At 57.7% G+C, this 17,667-nt stretch carries 16 protein-coding genes; 5 read left to right on the top strand and 11 right to left on the bottom strand.

The window, feature by feature from the left end; translation table 11 throughout:
• Positions 1-2: 2 nt before the first annotated feature.
• The 4 genes from VF639_RS04030 to recQ all read right to left on the bottom strand — a co-directional run bounded on the left by VF639_RS04030 (position 3) and on the right by recQ (position 5,044).
• Positions 3-719: a GAF domain-containing protein gene (locus tag VF639_RS04030; protein ID WP_331144598.1), complete on the bottom strand. Its 717-nt coding sequence runs from the start codon at positions 717-719 to the stop codon at positions 3-5.
• 110 nt (positions 720-829) lie between these two features.
• Entirely contained in the window at positions 830-1,549 is a 720-nt protein-coding gene (locus VF639_RS04035; protein ID WP_331144599.1) for a pirin family protein, read from the bottom strand.
• A 261-nt stretch (positions 1,550-1,810) separates the two neighbouring features.
• On the bottom strand, positions 1,811-2,614 hold the full coding sequence (locus tag VF639_RS04040; protein WP_331144600.1) for a LexA family transcriptional regulator: 804 nt from the start codon (positions 2,612-2,614) through the stop codon (positions 1,811-1,813).
• A 183-nt stretch (positions 2,615-2,797) separates the two neighbouring features.
• Positions 2,798-5,044 (bottom strand): DNA helicase RecQ, encoded by a 2,247-nt coding sequence (gene recQ / locus VF639_RS04045; protein ID WP_331144601.1) that lies wholly within the window; start codon positions 5,042-5,044, stop codon positions 2,798-2,800.
• A 157-nt stretch (positions 5,045-5,201) separates the two neighbouring features.
• On the opposite strand from recQ, the gene VF639_RS04050 reads away from it, so the two are divergent.
• A complete protein-coding gene (locus VF639_RS04050) occupies positions 5,202-5,546 on the top strand; it encodes a four-helix bundle copper-binding protein (protein WP_331144602.1) in 345 nt (114 codons plus the stop codon).
• Between the two features lie 67 nt (positions 5,547-5,613).
• Here VF639_RS04050 and VF639_RS04055 read toward each other — a convergent pair whose 3' ends face one another.
• On the bottom strand, positions 5,614-6,549 hold the full coding sequence (locus VF639_RS04055) for a YihY/virulence factor BrkB family protein (RefSeq protein ID WP_331144603.1): 936 nt from the start codon (positions 6,547-6,549) through the stop codon (positions 5,614-5,616).
• A gap of 99 nt (positions 6,550-6,648) precedes the next feature.
• Here VF639_RS04055 and VF639_RS04060 point away from each other — a divergent pair, with 99 nt between their 5' ends.
• Entirely contained in the window at positions 6,649-7,185 is a 537-nt protein-coding gene (locus tag VF639_RS04060; protein WP_331144604.1) for a DUF2062 domain-containing protein, read from the top strand.
• 235 nt (positions 7,186-7,420) lie between these two features.
• Here the strand turns inward: VF639_RS04060 and VF639_RS04065 are convergent, their stop codons facing one another.
• The 4 genes from VF639_RS04065 to VF639_RS04080 form a co-directional block, all read right to left on the bottom strand.
• Entirely contained in the window at positions 7,421-8,374 is a 954-nt protein-coding gene (locus VF639_RS04065; RefSeq protein ID WP_331144605.1) for an enhanced serine sensitivity protein SseB C-terminal domain-containing protein, read from the bottom strand.
• A gap of 172 nt (positions 8,375-8,546) precedes the next feature.
• Complete coding sequence (locus VF639_RS04070; RefSeq protein ID WP_331144606.1) at positions 8,547-8,987, bottom strand: c-type cytochrome; 441 nt, start codon at positions 8,985-8,987, stop codon at positions 8,547-8,549.
• Entirely contained in the window at positions 8,984-9,670 is a 687-nt protein-coding gene (locus VF639_RS04075; protein ID WP_331144607.1) for an SCO family protein, read from the bottom strand. The genes VF639_RS04070 and VF639_RS04075 overlap by 4 nt, the downstream gene beginning before the upstream one ends.
• A gap of 4 nt (positions 9,671-9,674) precedes the next feature.
• Positions 9,675-10,100, bottom strand: a complete 426-nt coding sequence (locus VF639_RS04080) for a hypothetical protein (RefSeq protein ID WP_331144608.1) — start codon at positions 10,098-10,100, stop codon at positions 9,675-9,677.
• 776 nt (positions 10,101-10,876) lie between these two features.
• Here VF639_RS04080 and VF639_RS04085 point away from each other — a divergent pair.
• Together VF639_RS04085 and VF639_RS04090 are read left to right on the top strand one after the other, a co-directional pair.
• Positions 10,877-11,413, top strand: coding sequence for an efflux RND transporter periplasmic adaptor subunit (locus VF639_RS04085; protein WP_331144609.1), 537 nt, complete (start codon positions 10,877-10,879; stop codon positions 11,411-11,413).
• Positions 11,414-11,493: 80 nt separating this feature from the next.
• Positions 11,494-14,148 (top strand): BamA/TamA family outer membrane protein, encoded by a 2,655-nt coding sequence (locus tag VF639_RS04090; protein WP_331144610.1) that lies wholly within the window; start codon positions 11,494-11,496, stop codon positions 14,146-14,148.
• A 90-nt stretch (positions 14,149-14,238) separates the two neighbouring features.
• On the opposite strand, the gene VF639_RS04095 is transcribed toward VF639_RS04090, so the two are convergent.
• Positions 14,239-14,724, bottom strand: coding sequence for a DUF4112 domain-containing protein (locus VF639_RS04095; RefSeq protein WP_331144611.1), 486 nt, complete (start codon positions 14,722-14,724; stop codon positions 14,239-14,241).
• A gap of 170 nt (positions 14,725-14,894) precedes the next feature.
• On the opposite strand from VF639_RS04095, the gene VF639_RS04100 reads away from it, so the two are divergent.
• The gene (locus tag VF639_RS04100; protein ID WP_331144612.1) at positions 14,895-15,884 is read left to right on the top strand and encodes an aldo/keto reductase; all 990 of its coding nucleotides are present in this window, start codon (positions 14,895-14,897) and stop codon (positions 15,882-15,884) included.
• 113 nt (positions 15,885-15,997) lie between these two features.
• On the opposite strand, the gene VF639_RS04105 is transcribed toward VF639_RS04100, so the two are convergent.
• A complete protein-coding gene (locus VF639_RS04105) occupies positions 15,998-17,470 on the bottom strand; it encodes a diadenylate cyclase (RefSeq protein ID WP_331144613.1) in 1,473 nt (490 codons plus the stop codon).
• Positions 17,471-17,667 lie beyond the last annotated feature (197 nt).

A 17,667-nucleotide genomic window follows, 5' to 3' on the forward strand; every position in this document is an offset into this window, starting at 1 on the left:
AACTACGCCGCCAACGCCTCTTTCATGCAGCGCTTCAAAACCTTGTCTACCCCATTGAGGCGGCGTAGGATGAGGTCCTGCGTTTCGTCGTCGTCAAGGTCAAGGCCGTGGTTACGGTTGGTGAGGTAGCGGGCCAGGGCAGTATTATCGTCGAGGGTTTCGGCTAGTTCGGTTTGCGCGGTTTGCCAGGCCTGCTGCTGTAGGGTGCGGAGGTAGTTGAACCGTAGCTCAATGGTTTCGCTCACTAAATCGGCCAGGCGCTTGAGCACGGCCGATTCGTTGGTGGAGAGGCCCCGCGCTTCCCGCCCAATTACGGCCATCATGCCAATGCGCGAGCCATCAGGCATACTCAAGGCAGCACCGGCGTAGAAATTCAACCCAAATGCCTGCGCCACGTTGGGCTTGATCAGCTCACAGCTTTCGGCCCGGTAGTCCGACTGAACCACCGGCACGTCGGGCAGGATGGCGGCCGAGCACATGCTTTCAGTGCGGGGCAGCTCAGTCACGCCCTCAACCCCGGTCACGGCCTTGAAGTACACATGGTTTTCGTCAACCAACGAAATCAAGGCAATGGGAGTGTTGAAGAGCTGCGCTGCCCACGCCACGTAGTCATCGAAAATCAACTCGGGTGTGGTATTGACAATCTGATACAGATGCAGCGTACGCAGTCGCGCCGCCTCATTGTCGGGAATTAGGCTGGAAGGGAAAATCACGCTCATATCAAAGAAAAAGAAGGGATTGAGCGCCTGAAAGCAAGAAATCAGCGGTTATCTGACCAAGAGCGTCTGCCGCAGAAAAGAATTTCGCTGGTCGAAGTAAGGAGGTAAACCTAGTAGTTGGCTTCGTCAGCTGGTAAGTCAATTAAAATAAACTGCGCATCCTTGGAAGCCCGAATTTCCAGCACGTGTTCGTCGGTGGAGCGCACTTGGTCGTTGGGCCCAATGTCGATGCCATTGATGAAGAGCGAACCTTCTTTCACGTAAATGAAGGTGTTGCGGATGGGGAAGGTTTTGAAAATAACCGTCTTGTCCTCGCGCAAATTGCACCAGTAGATAGAGGTGTTGGAGTTCATGTACACCACGTCCTCCAGCACTTTCTGGCCTGATACCAGCGGGACCAATTCATTCTTGGTATCGAGAAAGTTTACGTCTTTCTGTTCGTAGCTAGGCGCAAGACTTTTTTGGTTGGATATAAACCAGAGCTGATAGAGGTGCAATACCTTGTCGGTGCGGTTCTCCTCGGAGTGGGCCAGACCGGTACCAGCCGTCATACGTTGCACATCACCTTTCTTGATGGTGGCTTTATTGCCTAGTGTATCCTCGTGGTACAGTTCCCCTTCCAGCACCAGCGTCACGATTTCCATTTCCGAGTGCGGGTGCTGTGGGAAGCCGGATTGAGCCTGCACCGTATCGTCGTTGAAGACGCGCAAGGGGCCAAACTGCACGTTTTGTGGGTCGTGGTAGTCGGCGAAGCTGAAAAGGAAGAAACTATTAAGCCACGCTACGGGAGCAGCATGGTGACGGTCGGTAGCAGGAACGAGCTTGATCATAGCGGGAGGAGGTAGGTTGTGTGCTTGGCTTACGCAGCCCGGCCGGTAGAAGTTGATCGGAGGGCATGAGCTTTAGTTAGGCTACCCGCTTACTTACGGTTAGCTAACTCCGGCCATTGGCAATACGGAAGCCTGAACAGCTTCCCTGAAAGCGGCCTTGTTCTTTCCGAATAGCAACGAAAAGCCCACCGAACACTAGGCTCGGTGGGCTTTCGTAAGGCTTATACGAGACGGCACAAGCCGAAATGTAGGCTACAACACTTAGGCCTTTCGCATGGTAGAAACCTGCTGCTGCAGGTCCAGCACGATGCTGGCCAGGCGGTTCAGCGAGAGGTCGGCAATGGGGAAGGTGCTGCTGATGTATGCTTTAGCTTCCCAAATTTCCACTACATCCTCCACATCGATTTCGTAGGGCGAGTACAGCGGGTTGTCGGAGTGCAGGGCCAGCATAGCGCCTTCCTTGAGGCGGTTGAAGACGCGCTTGAACACGATGCCTTCCTTGGAGCTAACCACGATGCAGGGCGTACCATCTTTAAGCGTCATCCAGTCGTCCACGTAGCGGCCCACGATAACGGTGCCACTGGCAATGGGCAGCATGGAGTCGCCGCTGATTTCGAAGGCGCGGTAGGTGCCCCCGGAACCGAGCATGGGGAGGCGGAACTTGGGCAGTTCCTCTAAATACTCGGGGTCGGCGTAGCCATTGAGGTAACCAGCCGCTGCTTTCTGAGGCACCAGCTCGATGTTCTCGTTTTGCTCTTTATCTACCGTCAATGCCAGAATGCGCAGACCACTACCACCGCCGGGCCGGGTGGGCTCGGTAGTAACGGGCTGAAGCTGAAGCAGCGCCGCTTTGGCGTTCTTCTTTTTGCTAAAGTCAGTGGTTACCAGAGCATCGAGGGTAATGCCGAAGAGGCGGGCCATGTTAACGAGAGTAGTCAACTTAGGCTCAGCGCGGCCTTCTTCATAGGCGCCCACCAAGGAGCGTTTAATGCCAAGCTTTTCGGCCATCTGAGCCTGTGTAAGGGCCAGTTCACGCCGCCAGAATTTAAGATTAGTGTTAATCATGGTGCAGGGGAGCCGGAAAAAGGCTTCAACGGTAGATAGTTACCGGCTCGTGAAAGTACGAACCCTGATACGAGAATACTAATTCAATTAGCTGAAAATTTTTGCTAATTTTTTTTGGAAGGCTATAAACTATCTGTCGGGGTAGATTGGGCCGTAACTGTGCTTGGCTCAGCCAGTACAGGGCTACTCTCCGCGGAGCTTTTTGAAGTACATCAACGCCAGGCGCAGCTTGAAATAGTCGTACTTCTCGCGCAGGTGGTCGAATAGGTCGCGGAGCATGGGGCTGCCGCCGAGTTGCGCCTGCGCCGTCTGGATTTCGGCTAACTCGTTGGATGTCAGGAAGTCGGTGATGCGCAGGTCGCCGCCGTTGGCGTAGGCGTTGGTGAGATGCGTTTGCACCGTGGAAACGGCTAGGCCCCGGCGCTCGGCAATGGCGTCTACGCTCAGGCCCATGCGGTGGAGCTGGAACGTGGTGTCCATGGTGCTGCCGGTAGCCGTGTTGGCTTCGCGTTTGCGCGGGGCGCGGGGTGCGCCTGGGTCATCAGGATCGAGGCTGCTAAGTATCTCGTCATCCTCATCTAGTTCAGCAGGGTTGCCGCCGTGGGCCAGAATTTCTTTAATGAAGACTTCGCCGTAGTTCTCGAATTTCTTCATACCCACGCCCGAAACGCCAAGCATGGCCACGCGCGAAACCGGCCGCTCGGCCGCCATTTCCTGCAGCGTGGCATCGGTGAAGATGACGTAGGGCGGTACGTTCTGCTCGTCGGCGATGCGCTTGCGCAGGGTGCGCAGAGCTTCGAAGAGCTGTACTTCGCGAGAGGCGGGTGCAGTGGTTTCGGTGGCCGCTTTGCGGCCGCGTTTGGGCTTCTCGGCTTTCTCGGCGGGCTGAAACTTCTTGAGGGCCAGGGGCCGCTGACCTTGCAGTACTTCGCGGCCTAGATTGGTGATCTTCAGCGCGTAGCCTTCCTCGTAGGCGATGTAGAGCAGGCCGTCGTTCAGCATCTGATGAATGTAGCTGTACCAGTCGAGGTAGGGGAGGTCGGCGCCGGCGCCGTAGGTTTTAATTTGGTCGTAGCCGCCGCTCAGCACCGCCTGGTTGCGCATGCCGCGCAGCACGTCGATAAGCAGGCCAATGCCCGCTTTTTCGCGCATGCGCACCACCGCCGAAAGGGCTTTTTGGGCAATCAGGGAGCCGTCGAAGGTGGTGGGCGGGTTGCGGCAGATGTCGCAGTTGCCGCAGTCCTTGGCCAGGGTTTCGCCGAAATAGTGCAGCAGAATCTTACGGCGGCAGCTGGCGGCTTCCGCAAACTGCTGCATGCGCTCGAGCTTGGTAAGGTTGAGCTGGGTGAGCTGCGGATTCTCTTTGGTGAGCATTTCACGCAGCTGCAACACGTCGGCGAAGCTGTAGAATAGCACCGCCGTAGCCGGCGCGCCGTCGCGGCCGCCGCGCCCAATTTCCTGGTAATAGCCCTCAATATTTTTGGGTAGGTTGTAGTGCATCACCCACCGCACGTTGCTCTTGTCGATGCCCATGCCGAAGGCGATGGTGGCCACAATCACCTGCAAGTCGTCTTTCAGGAAGCCTTCCTGCACGGAGCCCCGCTGGTTGGGCGTCATGCCGGCGTGGTAAAAGCCCGCTTTGATTTTTTTCGCTTGTAGCTTCTGAGCCAGCGTTTCGCACTGCTTGCGCGAGAGGCAATATACGATTCCCGACTCGCCCGGGTGGCGTTCGATGAAATCGAGGATGCCGCCGACACGATCCTGACCGGGGCGTACGATGAGGTTGAGGTTGGGCCTATCGAAACTGGAGAGGAACACCTGCGGCTCGTGCAGGCGCAGCTGCTTCTGAATGTCGCGTTGGGTGAGGCGGTCGGCAGTGGCGGTGAGGGCAATGATGGCCGTGTTCGGGAACTGGTCGCGCAGTACCCGCAGCTGCGTGTATTCGGGCCGGAAATCGTGGCCCCACGACGAAATGCAGTGCGCCTCATCAATGGCAAACATGCTCACGCGCAGCCGCTGCAGAAACTGCAGAAAGCCCGGCGACAACAGCTTCTCGGGCGATACATAGAGCAGCTTAAGGTAGCCGTTGGCGCAGTCCGAACAGATGGCGTTTTGCTCGCTCTGCCCGATGCTGCTGTTGATGTAAGCAGCCGATATACCGTTGGCTTTCAACGCTTCGACCTGATCCTTCATCAAGGCAATCAGCGGCGAAACCACCACGCAAACTCCCTCGCTGACTACCGCTGGTATTTGAAAGCACACCGATTTGCCGCCGCCCGTGGGCATGAGCACAACAGTGTCGCGCCCACTCAAAATGCTTTGGATGATGTCTTCCTGCATGGGCCGGAAGCTGTCATAGCCATAGTATTTCTTGAGGACGCGACGAGCAGAATCGAGCGTGGGAGCGAGGGGTTCAGCAGCAAATAACATCCGGTAAAAATACGACGGTAGAGTAGGAGTTGAAAGCTGAATGTAACCACAACCACGCGGAAATCGTGCCTTTTTCAATGAAATCCCACACGGCCAGCGCCGCGCCGCCTGCGTACAACGGTTTAGCTTCTTCGTTTCCTCTAAACCACCCCGTCCCATGGCACAGTCCACTGCTTCGCTAATCGACAATCAAACTATTCTCGACGCTTTGAACCGCTGCGTAGCCGCCTGCGAGTTCTGTGCTACCGCCTGTTTGCACGAAGAGCACGTCAAACACATGGTCGGCTGCGTGCTGCTCGACCGGGACTGCGCCGATATCTGCGCCCTAACGGCCCGCTTTGTGGCCCGCGGTTCGGTGCACGCCAAGCACATCATGCGCGAGTGCATAGAGCTGTGCCAGCTCTGCCACAACGAGTGCGCCAAGCACAACGATACCCACTGCCAACAATGCGCCGCCGCCTGCAAAGCCTGCATGGAGGCCTGTAAGGCCTGGAGTGAATGAGTGAAGTAGTCTACGTCAGCAAGGAGCCGCGCCGTAGGCTACTTCACTCATTCACTTAATCACTCATTTACTCTTCTATATCAACCAGCCGGTAGCGCACGGCTGACTTCTTGGGCTTGATATCAATGCCGGCGTAATGGGCATATACTTTGGTGAAGCAGGCGCCGAAGTAGAAGATCATGGCCGAGTAGAACACGAACAGCAGCACCAGCACGATGCTGGAAGCGGCGCCGTAGATAGGGCCTAAATTGCTTTGTACCAACAGCCTGCCCAATACGAATTCGCCGAGGTCGATGAGGATGGCGGTGAGGGCTGCGCCGCGGATTACGGCCCGCCAGGGCACCTTGGCGCTGCTCAGGTTGCGGAACGTAACGCCAAACCAAGCCGCCAGAATCAGTAGGGAGGTAAGCTGACTGATGCCGATAAACAGGTAGTAACCCACATTGGTATCGAAGTCACGGATGTAGTCGGTGACGAAGGCAATGACGGCGTCGGTCAGGAAAGTGAGCAGCGAGAGTATTCCGGTAGCCACAAGCGCTCCCAAGGAGCGGGCCCGCTCGTGCAAGGCCTTATCGAAGCGGCCGCCCCCGCGCCGCGGCCGAATCTGCCAGAGCTGGTTGAGCGAGTGCTGGATTACGACGAAAAGCGTGGTAGCAATAAAAATCAAAAATATAAAGCCGAGCCAGGTTACGAGGCGGCTGCGCTCCACATTGGTTACGTTCTGTAAAATCTGGTCGACGAATTCGGAGGCCGATGAGCCGAGCAAATTGGAGAGCTTGGAAAGCAGCATGGCCCGCACCGCCGACGTGGAGTACACCGACCCCAGCACCTGCACCAGGATAAGGATAATGGGCGGGAGGGCAAACGTGGTGAAAAAGGCCGTGGAGGCGCCCAAACGCAACGGGTCGTTGGCAACCAGCTCGCGGGCAGCGCGCCGGAGCAAAATGAGGGTGGTCGTAATATTCTGGCGGCGGGTTGGGTGCGGCCCGTGTACTTTTGTCATTAGCCTTGCGTACTAGTTGCGGCGCAATGGCCGGCGGCGCAAGCTGCGAAGATAACGCCCTTGCCCTGTATCCTCTGCATCTTGGTTTTCTGCTCGCCTGTGTCTTCTTTTCCGCCGCCCGTTTCGCCACCTCCACGACCGCCCGCCCCGCCTAGCTGGTGGCGTCGGCGCGTGGTTGAGCCTGTGCTCAACATTCTCAAGCAAGGTCTTACGCCCAAGCAACTGGCTCTTACCTTCGCGTTAGGCATAGTTTTCGGGCTGGTGCCCGTGATGGGCATCACTACTCTGATGAGCACTGCCGCCGCCGTACGCCTGCGCCTAAACGTAGCCGCCCTGCTGCTGGTCAGCCACTTGCTCAGCCCTGTGCAGCTACTGCTCATCATCCCGCTGATGCGCTTGGGCGCTCAGCTTCTAGGCGACAACATAGGTCCTGATTTGGGTTTAGAGCAGCTAAAGCACTTAATCACCCACAACTGGCGCGACGCCGTGCATTTGCTGTGGCAGGCCAGCCTTGGAGCCCTCCTGATCTGGGCCGTAGCCGCTGTACCGGTAGGGCTCCTGCTGAATTTCGGTTTAAGGCCCGTGTTCCGGTGGCTGCTGGCACGGCAGGAAAAGAAGAATAAAGCGGCACTCTAAGTGGTTGTCGTTCTGGTGGTTGACCTCACTCCTGGCCCTTTTTATCGGGGAGAGGAGGAGGGGCCAACCGAAAACGGCCTCAGGTCTTGTGTTAGAAGAGAAAACCACAAGACCAGCCTATAAAAGCAACAAGCCCTTGATGCACGCATCAAGGGCTTGTTGCTTTTATAGGCTGGTCTTGTGGAGCAGATGAATTGCCTCGCAAGGAAAACTCACAACTTCACAAGTTCACACTTTATCTTTGATAGAAGGGCTCTTGCTGGTCGAAGTACTGGTTAAGCGGCTCGTCGGAGGCGGGGTTGAGCACCATCATGTCCACAAATTGGTAGCCTTCGATGCGGCCTTCGATGACGGGGCCAAGCTCCTGCAGGAAGTCGGCTTGCTGGTCGTCGGTAAGGAAGGCGAGTAACACGCGGGGCGGCTCCTGGCTGTTCTCAATGCGTAGCTCGGCCAAGTAGGCTTTCTCGATGACAGGACGGGTGGCGCAGTACTCGCTTAAGGCGTCGAGCAGAACGGTTGGGGGCGTAGCAGGTGGGCCTATCTGCACGGGCACTTGGCCGGGGCCTTGCGCGGGCGTGGCCATTAGGTCGCTGGCCAGCAGATCTTGCATCTCTTGGCTGGTCAGCAGCTTACCGGCCGCCGAGAAAGGGTTCAGCACGCAGTCGGTGGCTTGCACCATTTGAAGTAAATCCTGGCCGCGCACCCGGATGTAAGAAATGCCTTCGGGGGCTAGCCCACCTTCAAAAACACGTTCAACGGACGTGAAAAGCGGAATTTTGCCGTCGTTCAGAACCTGGAGCTGAATTTCCATGCCCGGGGTGAGGGGTACTTCGCCGCCGGCGTCGCCTTCTTTGGGCAGCGTCACAGCCAGCACGTCTTCGTGGAGCAGCGCCTGGTAGAAGGCCGGGCGGATGTTGGGCTCGTTGGCGGCGCGCATCAAGAGTTCCTCCAGCACGTTGGTCGGCGGGTAAGGAAAATTGGGTTGCGGCGGTTGCCCGTAAGCCGGCTCCGGAATGAGCGGCATGGGCGGTATTGGGGGAGCCTGCTCTTGGGTTGGTAGCGTATAATTGGCTCCTTTATAACGGGGCCCGGCAGGGGCAGGAGTTGGAGCGGAAGTAGCATCAGGAGCCGCGGCCGGTGGGGTTGTTGGCGCTTCAGGCTTCTTTTTTAGGAAATCAAACAGACCCATACAAATTCGAAATGTGAAGGTGCAAGCTACTTAAGATTGTGGGAAGGTGAAATTGTGAAGTTGTGAAATTGTGAAGTAGCTGGGTCTGCGCCGTCCTTGCACAGGCTTAGCATGGTGTGCCAACACCAGCAGCAACAGTGATAACACTTCACAAATTTACAACTTCACCGCCTCACCGGATAATGCTGCCGTTGCAAGGCCCCAACAGCTCCGTTACTTCCCGGATGGTATACAGCTCGTTTTTGTTGCCCCAATTCTGCTGCACGAAGTTGAGTAAGTTGGTGATTTCGGCATCGGTCAGGTCTTGCTTGTGACCGGGCATCACTTGGTTGTACTCGATGCCGTTGACTACCACCGGGCCCTTCATGCCGTTGCGGATCAGGCAAGGCAAGTCGGAGCGGTGGGTGGCTACGTAGTCGGAGGCGGCGACGGGCGGGATGAGCCGGCGCAGGCCCTGGCCCTGCTCGCCGTGGCAGCTGGCACAGTGCGTTTGGTAGAGCTGCGCCCCCTCGTTCTGCTTGTTGGAAAAGCAGCCGGTAGTACCCACTAGGCACAGCAGCCCGGCCGCCCCGACGGCGCTCAGGCGAAGCAGTAGGCGCAACGGCTGGTTCATTTAACCGCCGTTTGCCGGTTTTCGGCCTCTTCTTTCAGCAGAATCGGTAGGTCGTGAATGAGCTGATCTACCTGCGTTTTCTCCATGCCATCATACACGCCCCGAACCCGGCGCTTGGAATCGACCAAGGCAAACGTGCCGCTGTGGGCAAAGCCGCCCGGCACTCCTTTATCAACCTCTGCCCCCGTCATATACGCGCGGGCCAAGGCAAAAATGGTGTCGTGAGGCGCGGTGGCAAAGTGCCAGCGCGAGGCGTTCTGAATGCCCAGGCGTTGGGCATAGTCGCGCAGCACCGGAAGGGAGTCGTGCGCGGGGTCGATGGTGTGGCTCAGGAACAGCACGTTGGAGTTGTTCTTGTTGGCCTCGTACACCCGCAGCAGCTCGCTTTGCATCTTGGGGCAGATGCTCGGGCAGGTGGCAAAGAAGAAGTCGGTGACGTAGACCTTGCCGGCGAAGGTTTGGTTGGTAATGGTTTGCCCGTCTTGGTTGGTGAGGGTGAAATCAGGAACCAGATCGGGCAGCGTGTCGGAGGGGCTGGTGGGCGCGGTGTGCTTGATGCCTAGCACGGGCAGGCGCTCCTCCTGGGCTTGGGTGGGCGCATTGGAACAGCTAAACAAGCCTAGACTGGTGGCTACGAGCAGGCCTGTAAGGGCGGCCTGCACACGAGAAAAAAAGAACTGCATTGCGTTAGTGAGCGGAAGATGTGGGTGCTCCCGCGGTCTGTAGTAATAACCGCGCCGAGTCGATACTAGTGCGAAACAGGCCAGCCACCGAATCGATTTTTTTCTGCTGCCCCGCGTAGTAATCGAGGCGCCGGGCCACGGCCACGGTGTCGGCGGGCTTGCGGTAGCGGTGCATCCAATTCATCATGGCGGCATCGGCGGCAAGCAGGGCGCGGCGCTGGCGGCCAGCGGCCACCGTGTCGGGGGTGGGCGCTTTCTGGAGCTGCTGGCGCAAGACGGTAAGCTGGTCCATCTGAGCCATAAGCTCGTCGTGTTTGGCCAGCATGGCCTTCTCGGCGGCCTCGCCCTTTTGCTCGTCGCTCTGCAGGGAGAGGCAGGCGGGCAGGCTGGTCATGAGGGGGAATAGGAGTATCAGGCAAAGCTTTTTCACGGCGGCAAAGGTAGTAGCTAGCCGCTTCTCAATTTCTTGCTTAGTGCCATAACGAGAAAGGAAAGGTGAGGCCAACCTCAGGTATAGGACGGCGCCGATAAAATTTAAGCGAAACAGTACCCTTCCTTTTAACTCAAACGCTTTGCCTCCGTTAAGGGTACCGTAATACTACCCTTATGAAGCAGAGCGATATAGAGCCCCGCCAGAACCGAGTTATTTATATACTCATGGCAGTGGCTGCCGGAGTGGGGTTGATTGTTGCGCTCTGGTATCATGCCCGTTCTTAGTCAAGCGCCTTGTTCGAATTAGAACCCTGGCTTTTAGTTCCCTAGTCGAGGCTAACCGCCTACTCCTTGTTGGTTGCGCCTGCAGCTTAGCCCGCCATTTTCAGGATGGGCTTGTTATTTTATGTAGTATATATTTGATATTAAATTAGATAATAGGTATCTTCATTATAGAATATACCCTTGTGCATGACTGCTCTTAACCAGTAGTGGCCGTGCCGGTGCCCTTGCTGCCAAACACTAGCAACGCTCCTGATGGAGTGCGTGAAGAAGGTGCGCGAAAGAGCTGTGGCTGTTGGTCGTGAAGAAGAGTTTTTACTTAACCCAATGGAGGATACTATGGGTCTAACTTTCCTCTCTCCGTACATTACTACTGTTCTGCTTGGTGCTGTCCTGACCTATCTGGCGGAAGGCCCGTATCGGCCTGTCTCTACCAAGCCGCCAATTGTATCTAAACAAACTAAGGTCAGCAGTTCCCGTGCAACTAGCGTCGTGGTAGCTACTACGGGCTTAGTGGAAGCCATTCGGGTCTCGCCTCTGCTAGTGACCAAGCATAGTTGGGTAAGGCAGGTATTTTTCACTGATGGCGATTACGTTCGGGGCCGGCAGATACTGCTGAAATTTCTGGAAGTCAGCCCCTCCTCCAGTGAGTTTAGCCGCGACTATTTGCTGGCGCCCCACTCCGGATTTTTAACTAAAAGAAACGTGGCGGTCGGCCACCGGGTGCGGGCGGGCACTTGCGTAGCTACGCTGCAAGACGTGTCGCAGGTGAAGGTGCCCTTGGTGGTGTCGGCGCAGGTTGGGCGGGCCGTGCGGGTCTGCGACCCGGTAGTGGTTCGCGTTGCCGAAATGCCAGGGCGCACTTTCGCCGGAATTGCGGAGCGCATTGATAGGCAACTGCTGCCCCAACCCAAAACGGTGGTCCTCGTGAGCGTCCGGAACGCGGTGGCGCCGCTAATTAAGCCCCAGATGCACGCTCTGGTATCTTGGCAGGTTCGGTTGGCGAATTCGTCGGTGGCCAAGCGTTAGAACTGGCTTTACAGTCGGCCGCTTGGCCTGACGGATCCTTTTCTCTGAAAGAAGCAAGCTTACTTAAACCTCTGTATCGTATGCGGATACTTCTATTTTTCTCTGTTCTGGGAGTTGGAACCAGCTCCGTCGTTTTCGCCCAAACTCCCACGCTTTCTTCTCCCGTTGTTATCTCCTCTTCGCCGGCACCAGCCGGGAAGCAGAGCGAGCCCCCGTTTAAGGAGCAGCAGACGGTGCTGGTAAAAGCCAGCCAGCAGTATCAGGCGGGCAAGTTTAAAACCATGCTGCTGGGCCGCAACTATCGGCAGGAGTGGCAGAAGCCAGTGCGCGTGCCGGTGCTGAACCTCGGCACTTCGCAGGGCGGTTTGCTGCCCCTCAAACAAGGCGGCGGCAAGCAAACCAAGTCGTTGCGGCTGCGAGCCCCCAACGGCCGCGAATACGTGTTGCGCTCCATCGAGAAAAACACCGAGCAAGTGTTAAGCGAAGAGCTACGCAATACCTTAGCCGCCAAGGTGGTGCAGGATCAGGTGTCGGCCGCGCACCCCTATGCGGCCCTAACGGTGCCTATCCTGGCCGAAGCTGCCGGCGTAGGGCATACCAATCCGGAGCTGGTGTACGTGCCGGATGATGAGCGGCTGGGCGAGTTTCGGCCGGTATTTGCCAACACCCTGGCTATTCTGGAGGAGCGCGATCCGCAGGTGCCGGCCTCTTTTACGGGGCGTACCCTAGAGAAGAATTACAGCACTGAAAAGGTACTGGAACTGCTGCGCACCGATTTCAGAAACCAAGTCGATCAGCGCGAACTGGTGCGGGCCCGGCTGTTCGATGTGTTGGTAGCCGACTTCGACCGGCACGAAGACCAGTGGCGCTGGATGGCGTATGCCCAGCCTGCGGGTGGGATGCTGCTGCGCGCCGTACCCCGCGACCGGGATCAGGCATTCTTTGTCAACCAAGGCTTGCTGCCCAATCTGGCAAGTCGGGATTGGGCCGTGCCCGCCGTGCAGGGCTTTGACGGGTCGATGCGCAACGTGAATACCTTCATGTTTAGCGCCCGATACTTCGACCGTTCCTTTCTAACCAAGCCTACCCGGGAGGAATGGGTGGGGGTAGCACAGGAGCTGCAAACCCGCCTGACCGATGAGGTGATTGAAAAAGCAATTCGCCAGTTGCCCAATTCCATCTACCAGTTGTCGGGGCCGACTATTGTTGCTAATCTGAAGTCGAACCGGGATGCCTTACCCGCTTATGCTGAAAAGTATTACCGCTTTCTGGCCCGCGAGGTAGACGTAGCTGGCAGCAACCAACCCGAGTACTTTCAAATCGAGCGGCTCGATAATGCGCAAACGCGGGTTAAGATCTTCGGCCTGGCGGCCAGCGGCCAACCAACTGGAGAGCCGGTGTACGAGCGCACCTTTCTAACAAACGAAACCCAGGAAATTCGCTTGTACGGCTACGGCGGCCGCGACAAAATGGAAGTGAGCGGGCGGGTAGATAAAAGCCCAATCATCCGGCTTATTGGGGGCGAAGGCGAAGACGTACTCATCGACCGTTCCCGCGTTGGCGGCCTGAGCCGGCGCACGCTCGTGTATGATACGCCCACCGGCAACGACCTGCAGCTCGGGGCGGAAAGCCGGAACCGGACCTCTGCGGATTCGCTCGTCAACCGCTACAATCGCCAAGCGTTCCGCTACGGGTATGTTGGTCCCCTCTTGCCCTGGGCCTATAACCCCGACGATGGGGTGTTTCTAGGAGCCGGAGTGGAGATTCGGCAGCCCCGCTTTCGCAAAGCACCCTGGGCTACCGTGCACTGCTTGCAAGCCAGCGTGGCGCTTGGTACGGGCGCCTACAGCTTCCGCTATGCCGGCGACTTCAATCAAATCACGAACAAGCTCGATTTAGTGGTGCGGGCCGATCTGCAGGCTCCTAATTACGTGCGCAACTTCTTCGGCTTCGGCAACGAAACCCGCTTCGATAAGGCTCTTGGCATCCGCTACTATCGGGTGCGCTACAACAATGTAGCATTGCAGGCCCTGCTGCGTCGCCGGATCGGGGCGCACCAGTTTTACGCCGGCCCGGTATACCAGCGCGTGCGGGTAGAGCAGACCCGGGGGCGGTTTATTGAACGGATGCCCGACGAAAACGGCTTAACGGGCACCATGTTCAGGCCTAAACACTACGCCGGCTTGAAGGCAGGCTACGTGTTGGACACGCGCAACAACGACTGGCATCCTAGCAAAGGCGTGTACTGGAGCACTGAATATACCGGCCTGCGCGGCGTGAACAGCATCGCGCAGGACCTGTCGCAGCTTTCCTCAGAGGCCTCAGGGTTCTGGACGCCCGCCGCGTGGCCCGGCCTCACCTTGGCGGCCCGCGTAGGCGGCACCCTCAACTTCAGCGACTTCGAATTCTACCAAGCCGCTACCCTCGGCGGCCTTTCCAACCTGCGTGGCTACCGCCGTACCCGTTTTGCCGGTGAAAATAGCATCTACAACAATCTGGAATTCAGGGCCTACCTAGGGACGCTGAACACGATGCTGGTATCGGCCAAGATTGGGGTGCTCGGCTTCCACGATGTGGGCCGAGTTTGGGTGGATGGCGAGAAATCCGATACCTGGCATACCGGCTACGGCGCGGGCCTCTGGGCAGAGCCATTCCGTCGGGTGGTGCTCGTTGGCACGTACGGCCTGTCGCGCAACGAGCGAATGCCTGTAGTGCGCTTGGGGTTCCAGTTTTAAGGTACGCCGCTTGCTGTTTGCTGGATGATGCTGTGCTTAGGGATAAGGCGGGCCGTGCTGTAATTCAGCGAATCAAAACCTAGCCTTGCCTTATTGCAGCCAGCCCTGCGCCAAGTGAAACAGCCACGAGGCTAACTCGACACCACCCCACACGGTAAGGCCCGCCAGCAGCACAAACACGATAAGCACGACCGTGAATAGCCCTTTGCCGCTGCCTTGGTATTTGCCTTCGGCGTAGTGGCGGCGCAGTAAGCTCACGTTTTTGTCGTTGGCTTTATAGGCGAAGTCGAAGATGTTGCCGATAATGGGAATGGCACCAATGATGGTGTCGAGTAGCACGTTGAGAACCATGCGCACCACCAGGTTGCCACTGGCGCCGTGGCGCATCATGGTCAGAATTAGGATGCCGGAAACGGCCAGGGAAGGAATGCCGCCTACCACAGGTATCAAACTCATGATGGGGTCGAGGCCGAAGCGCCAAGTGGTGCCGGGCACGCGGAACTGGCTGTCCATGAGGCGAGAAATGCTCTCCACCCAACGCAGGCGGTCATCGATATCGAAAGTAGATTTGGGCATGGGTGGATGATGGATAATTATCGGGAGCTGATTGTTGATAGGCCGGGCCGCAGGAGCAGCAAAGCCAAACTTGATGTAGCTGTACGCTTTTCGGTTCGAAAACAGACATTTTCCCTGTTAACTCGTAACTGATTTCAAACAATCAGCCACCAACAATCAACTATCACCTCATGCAAACCCGCACGCTCGGCCGCTCTGGCCTCACGGTTTCTGCCCTCGGCCTTGGCTGCATGGGTATGTCCGACTTCTACGGCCAGCCCGACGACGCCGAAAGCATCCGGACCCTGCACCGGGCCACCGAGCTAGGCGTCACTTTCTTCGATACGGCCGACATGTACGGCCCCTTCAAAAACGAAGAGCTAGTAGGCAAGGCCTTTCAAGACCGTCGAAACCAAGTAATTATTGCTACCAAGTTCGGCATCCTCCGCGACCCAAGCAACCCGTCTGTCCGCGGTATCAACGGGACACCAGCCTACGTGCGGCAGGCCTGCGAGGCCAGCCTCAAACGCCTCGGCACCGACCACATCGACCTGTATTACCAGCACCGCGTCGACCCCAATACCCCCATCGAGGAAACCGTAGGCGCCATGGCCGAACTGGTAAAGGAGGGCAAGGTGCGGTATCTAGGACTTTCTGAAGCGGCGGCGGGTACCTTGCGCCGCGCCAGCGCCGTGCACCCTATTGCCGCTTTGCAGAGCGAGTACTCGCTCTGGAGCCGCGACCCGGAAGACGGCGTGCTGCAAACCTGCCGGGAGTTAGGTATCGGCTTCGTGCCGTATTCACCGTTGGGCCGGGGCTTTCTTACCGGTCAGATCCAACAGTTCGAAGACCTGGCGCCCGATGATTACCGTCGCCACACGCCCCGTTTCCAAGGCGAAAACTTTCAAAAGAACCTTGATCTGGTAGCCCGCATCAAAGAACTAGCAGCGTTGAAGAACTGCACGCCTGGTCAACTGGCGCTGGCTTGGGTGTTAGCGCAAGGCGATGCTATAGTGCCCATTCCCGGCACCAAGCGCGTGCAGTACCTCGAAGAAAATCTAGCCGCGCTCAACGTGCAGCTTAGTGCCGAAGAGCTTCAGCAGCTCGACGCAATAGCTCCCCAAAACGTAGCCGCCGGCCAGCGCTACCCCGAGCAAATGATGGGCAGCGTGAATGGGTGAGGTGAGTGAAGTGGTGACTGAGTGAATGAGTGAAGTAGCCTACGGCCCACGTCAGCTGATGGTAGCGCCACAAGGGGCCGTAGGCTACTTCACTCAGTCACCACTTCACTAAATCACCGCCGCGGCGGGAGCAAATCAATTAGCCCATCCTCACTGACTACCACGGCCAGGCAGGGGTAGCGGCTGCTTTCCACGTAGCGCAAAGCTGAGTTGTAGCGGGAGCCACGAGACGAGTCGCCTTTTTCGGTGGCGAGGCCGTCGAGGATGGCACCAATGGCGTAGCAGTTACCGTTCGGCTCGATGAATACAGCGCCGTCGATGTTGGTGACCAAGCGAAGAACGGAGGGCGTCATAAGGCGGGGCACTACGCGGAAGCACTGGCGGGTGAGCCGGGCCGCTTCCTGCGCCGCCCCCTCCGATACCACCAGAATAGTGCCGGTGGGCTGCGAGGTGGCCCGCTGGGTCAACTCCCACAGGTAATCAATAGCTACCTGATCGAGGTAAGGAAACACGCGCTGCACAGCCCGCGCAAAGTTGCTGGCATCGACGCGGCCCTGGGGCAGACGAGGCGTATTCGACACCACCTTCATCATCAGCTGGTTGTCGTGGGTAAGTTCCCAGCTGTAGTGGCGGGTGAAATGCACTGTGAAAATAGGCTCGTAGGCTTGGTCATCGGGAGCCACGAGGTAGCCCAGGCCGAACACATCAGTGGCGTCGGAAACCAGGGCGGTTCGGTCTTCGCTCAGTTCCAAGAGCTTGCGCACGCGGCGGTGGTCGCGCAGCGGAATCGGACTTTCCAGCGTGAGCACGGACACAATGGCCGGGTGATGTCGGCGGGCCACGAGCATGGTGCCTACACCTTCATCGCCCTCGTGGCGCAGGGCCGCTACGCCGTTGCAGGCATCGTAGAGACCGTGCGTGCCGGCCGCTACGCGCAGCATAAAGCTGCGGCCCGCGGCGCGCAGCACCTCGTTGTAGTCGCGGTCCAGCACGGGTCGGTCATCGTCGGTGTCGGACTCGCGCAGGGCGCGGCTGCAGTCTTGCAGAAACTCTTGTACCGTAGCGTTGACCAATGAGGTAGGACGGTTGCCGGTGCTTAGTTCGGGCAAGGTGTAGTAGGCCTCGTAGGTTTCGCGGGAGAGTTGCAGCACAATCACCACCAAATACCCATACAAGCTGATGGGTACCGAGCAGAAGCTGATTCGGTCTTCGGTGCGGGCCGTGCACAACCCGGTCAGGGTTTGCTCGGTGGCCCGCTGCAACAAGGCGTACCAGCGCAGCTTCTCGTACCGGTCGTGGTCGTCGGGGTGGAGGTGATACACCACGTCGCGGGGACCATCGGGTTCTAGGGCCGCCGCCAGGGCTTTAACGCCGGCAAATTCGGTGGCGTGGTAGCGCAGGGTAGCGGGTTCCACCACCACCGCCTGCGGCTCGTCGGTTTCGCGGGCAGAAGCTAGCCCTAGCAGAAAGACTTCGGGCTTTAGATTACGATCGAGCAGGTTGAAGATGCCATCGGCAAATAACTGGGCCGATACGCGGAATAAACTTTGATGGTCCCACATAGCGGGGAGCTGGAAAATGGGCAAGGGCGGGGCAGAAAGTGGAAACGCGAGAGGCTATGCCGGCAAGTACGAAAAATTGCGTACGAAGATTACGTTTTTAAGTCAGGAAGATTCCGGTGATTTTCATCAACTTTCCTCGTTCTTTATCAGTTATAACTAAGTGAAAAATCTTGGCCTGGCTTGCAATACGCGGCCAGAAAGCTTACCTTAGAACGTATAGT

This window comes from Hymenobacter sp. (assembly GCF_036387835.1).
Taxonomy (GTDB): domain Bacteria; phylum Bacteroidota; class Bacteroidia; order Cytophagales; family Hymenobacteraceae; genus Hymenobacter.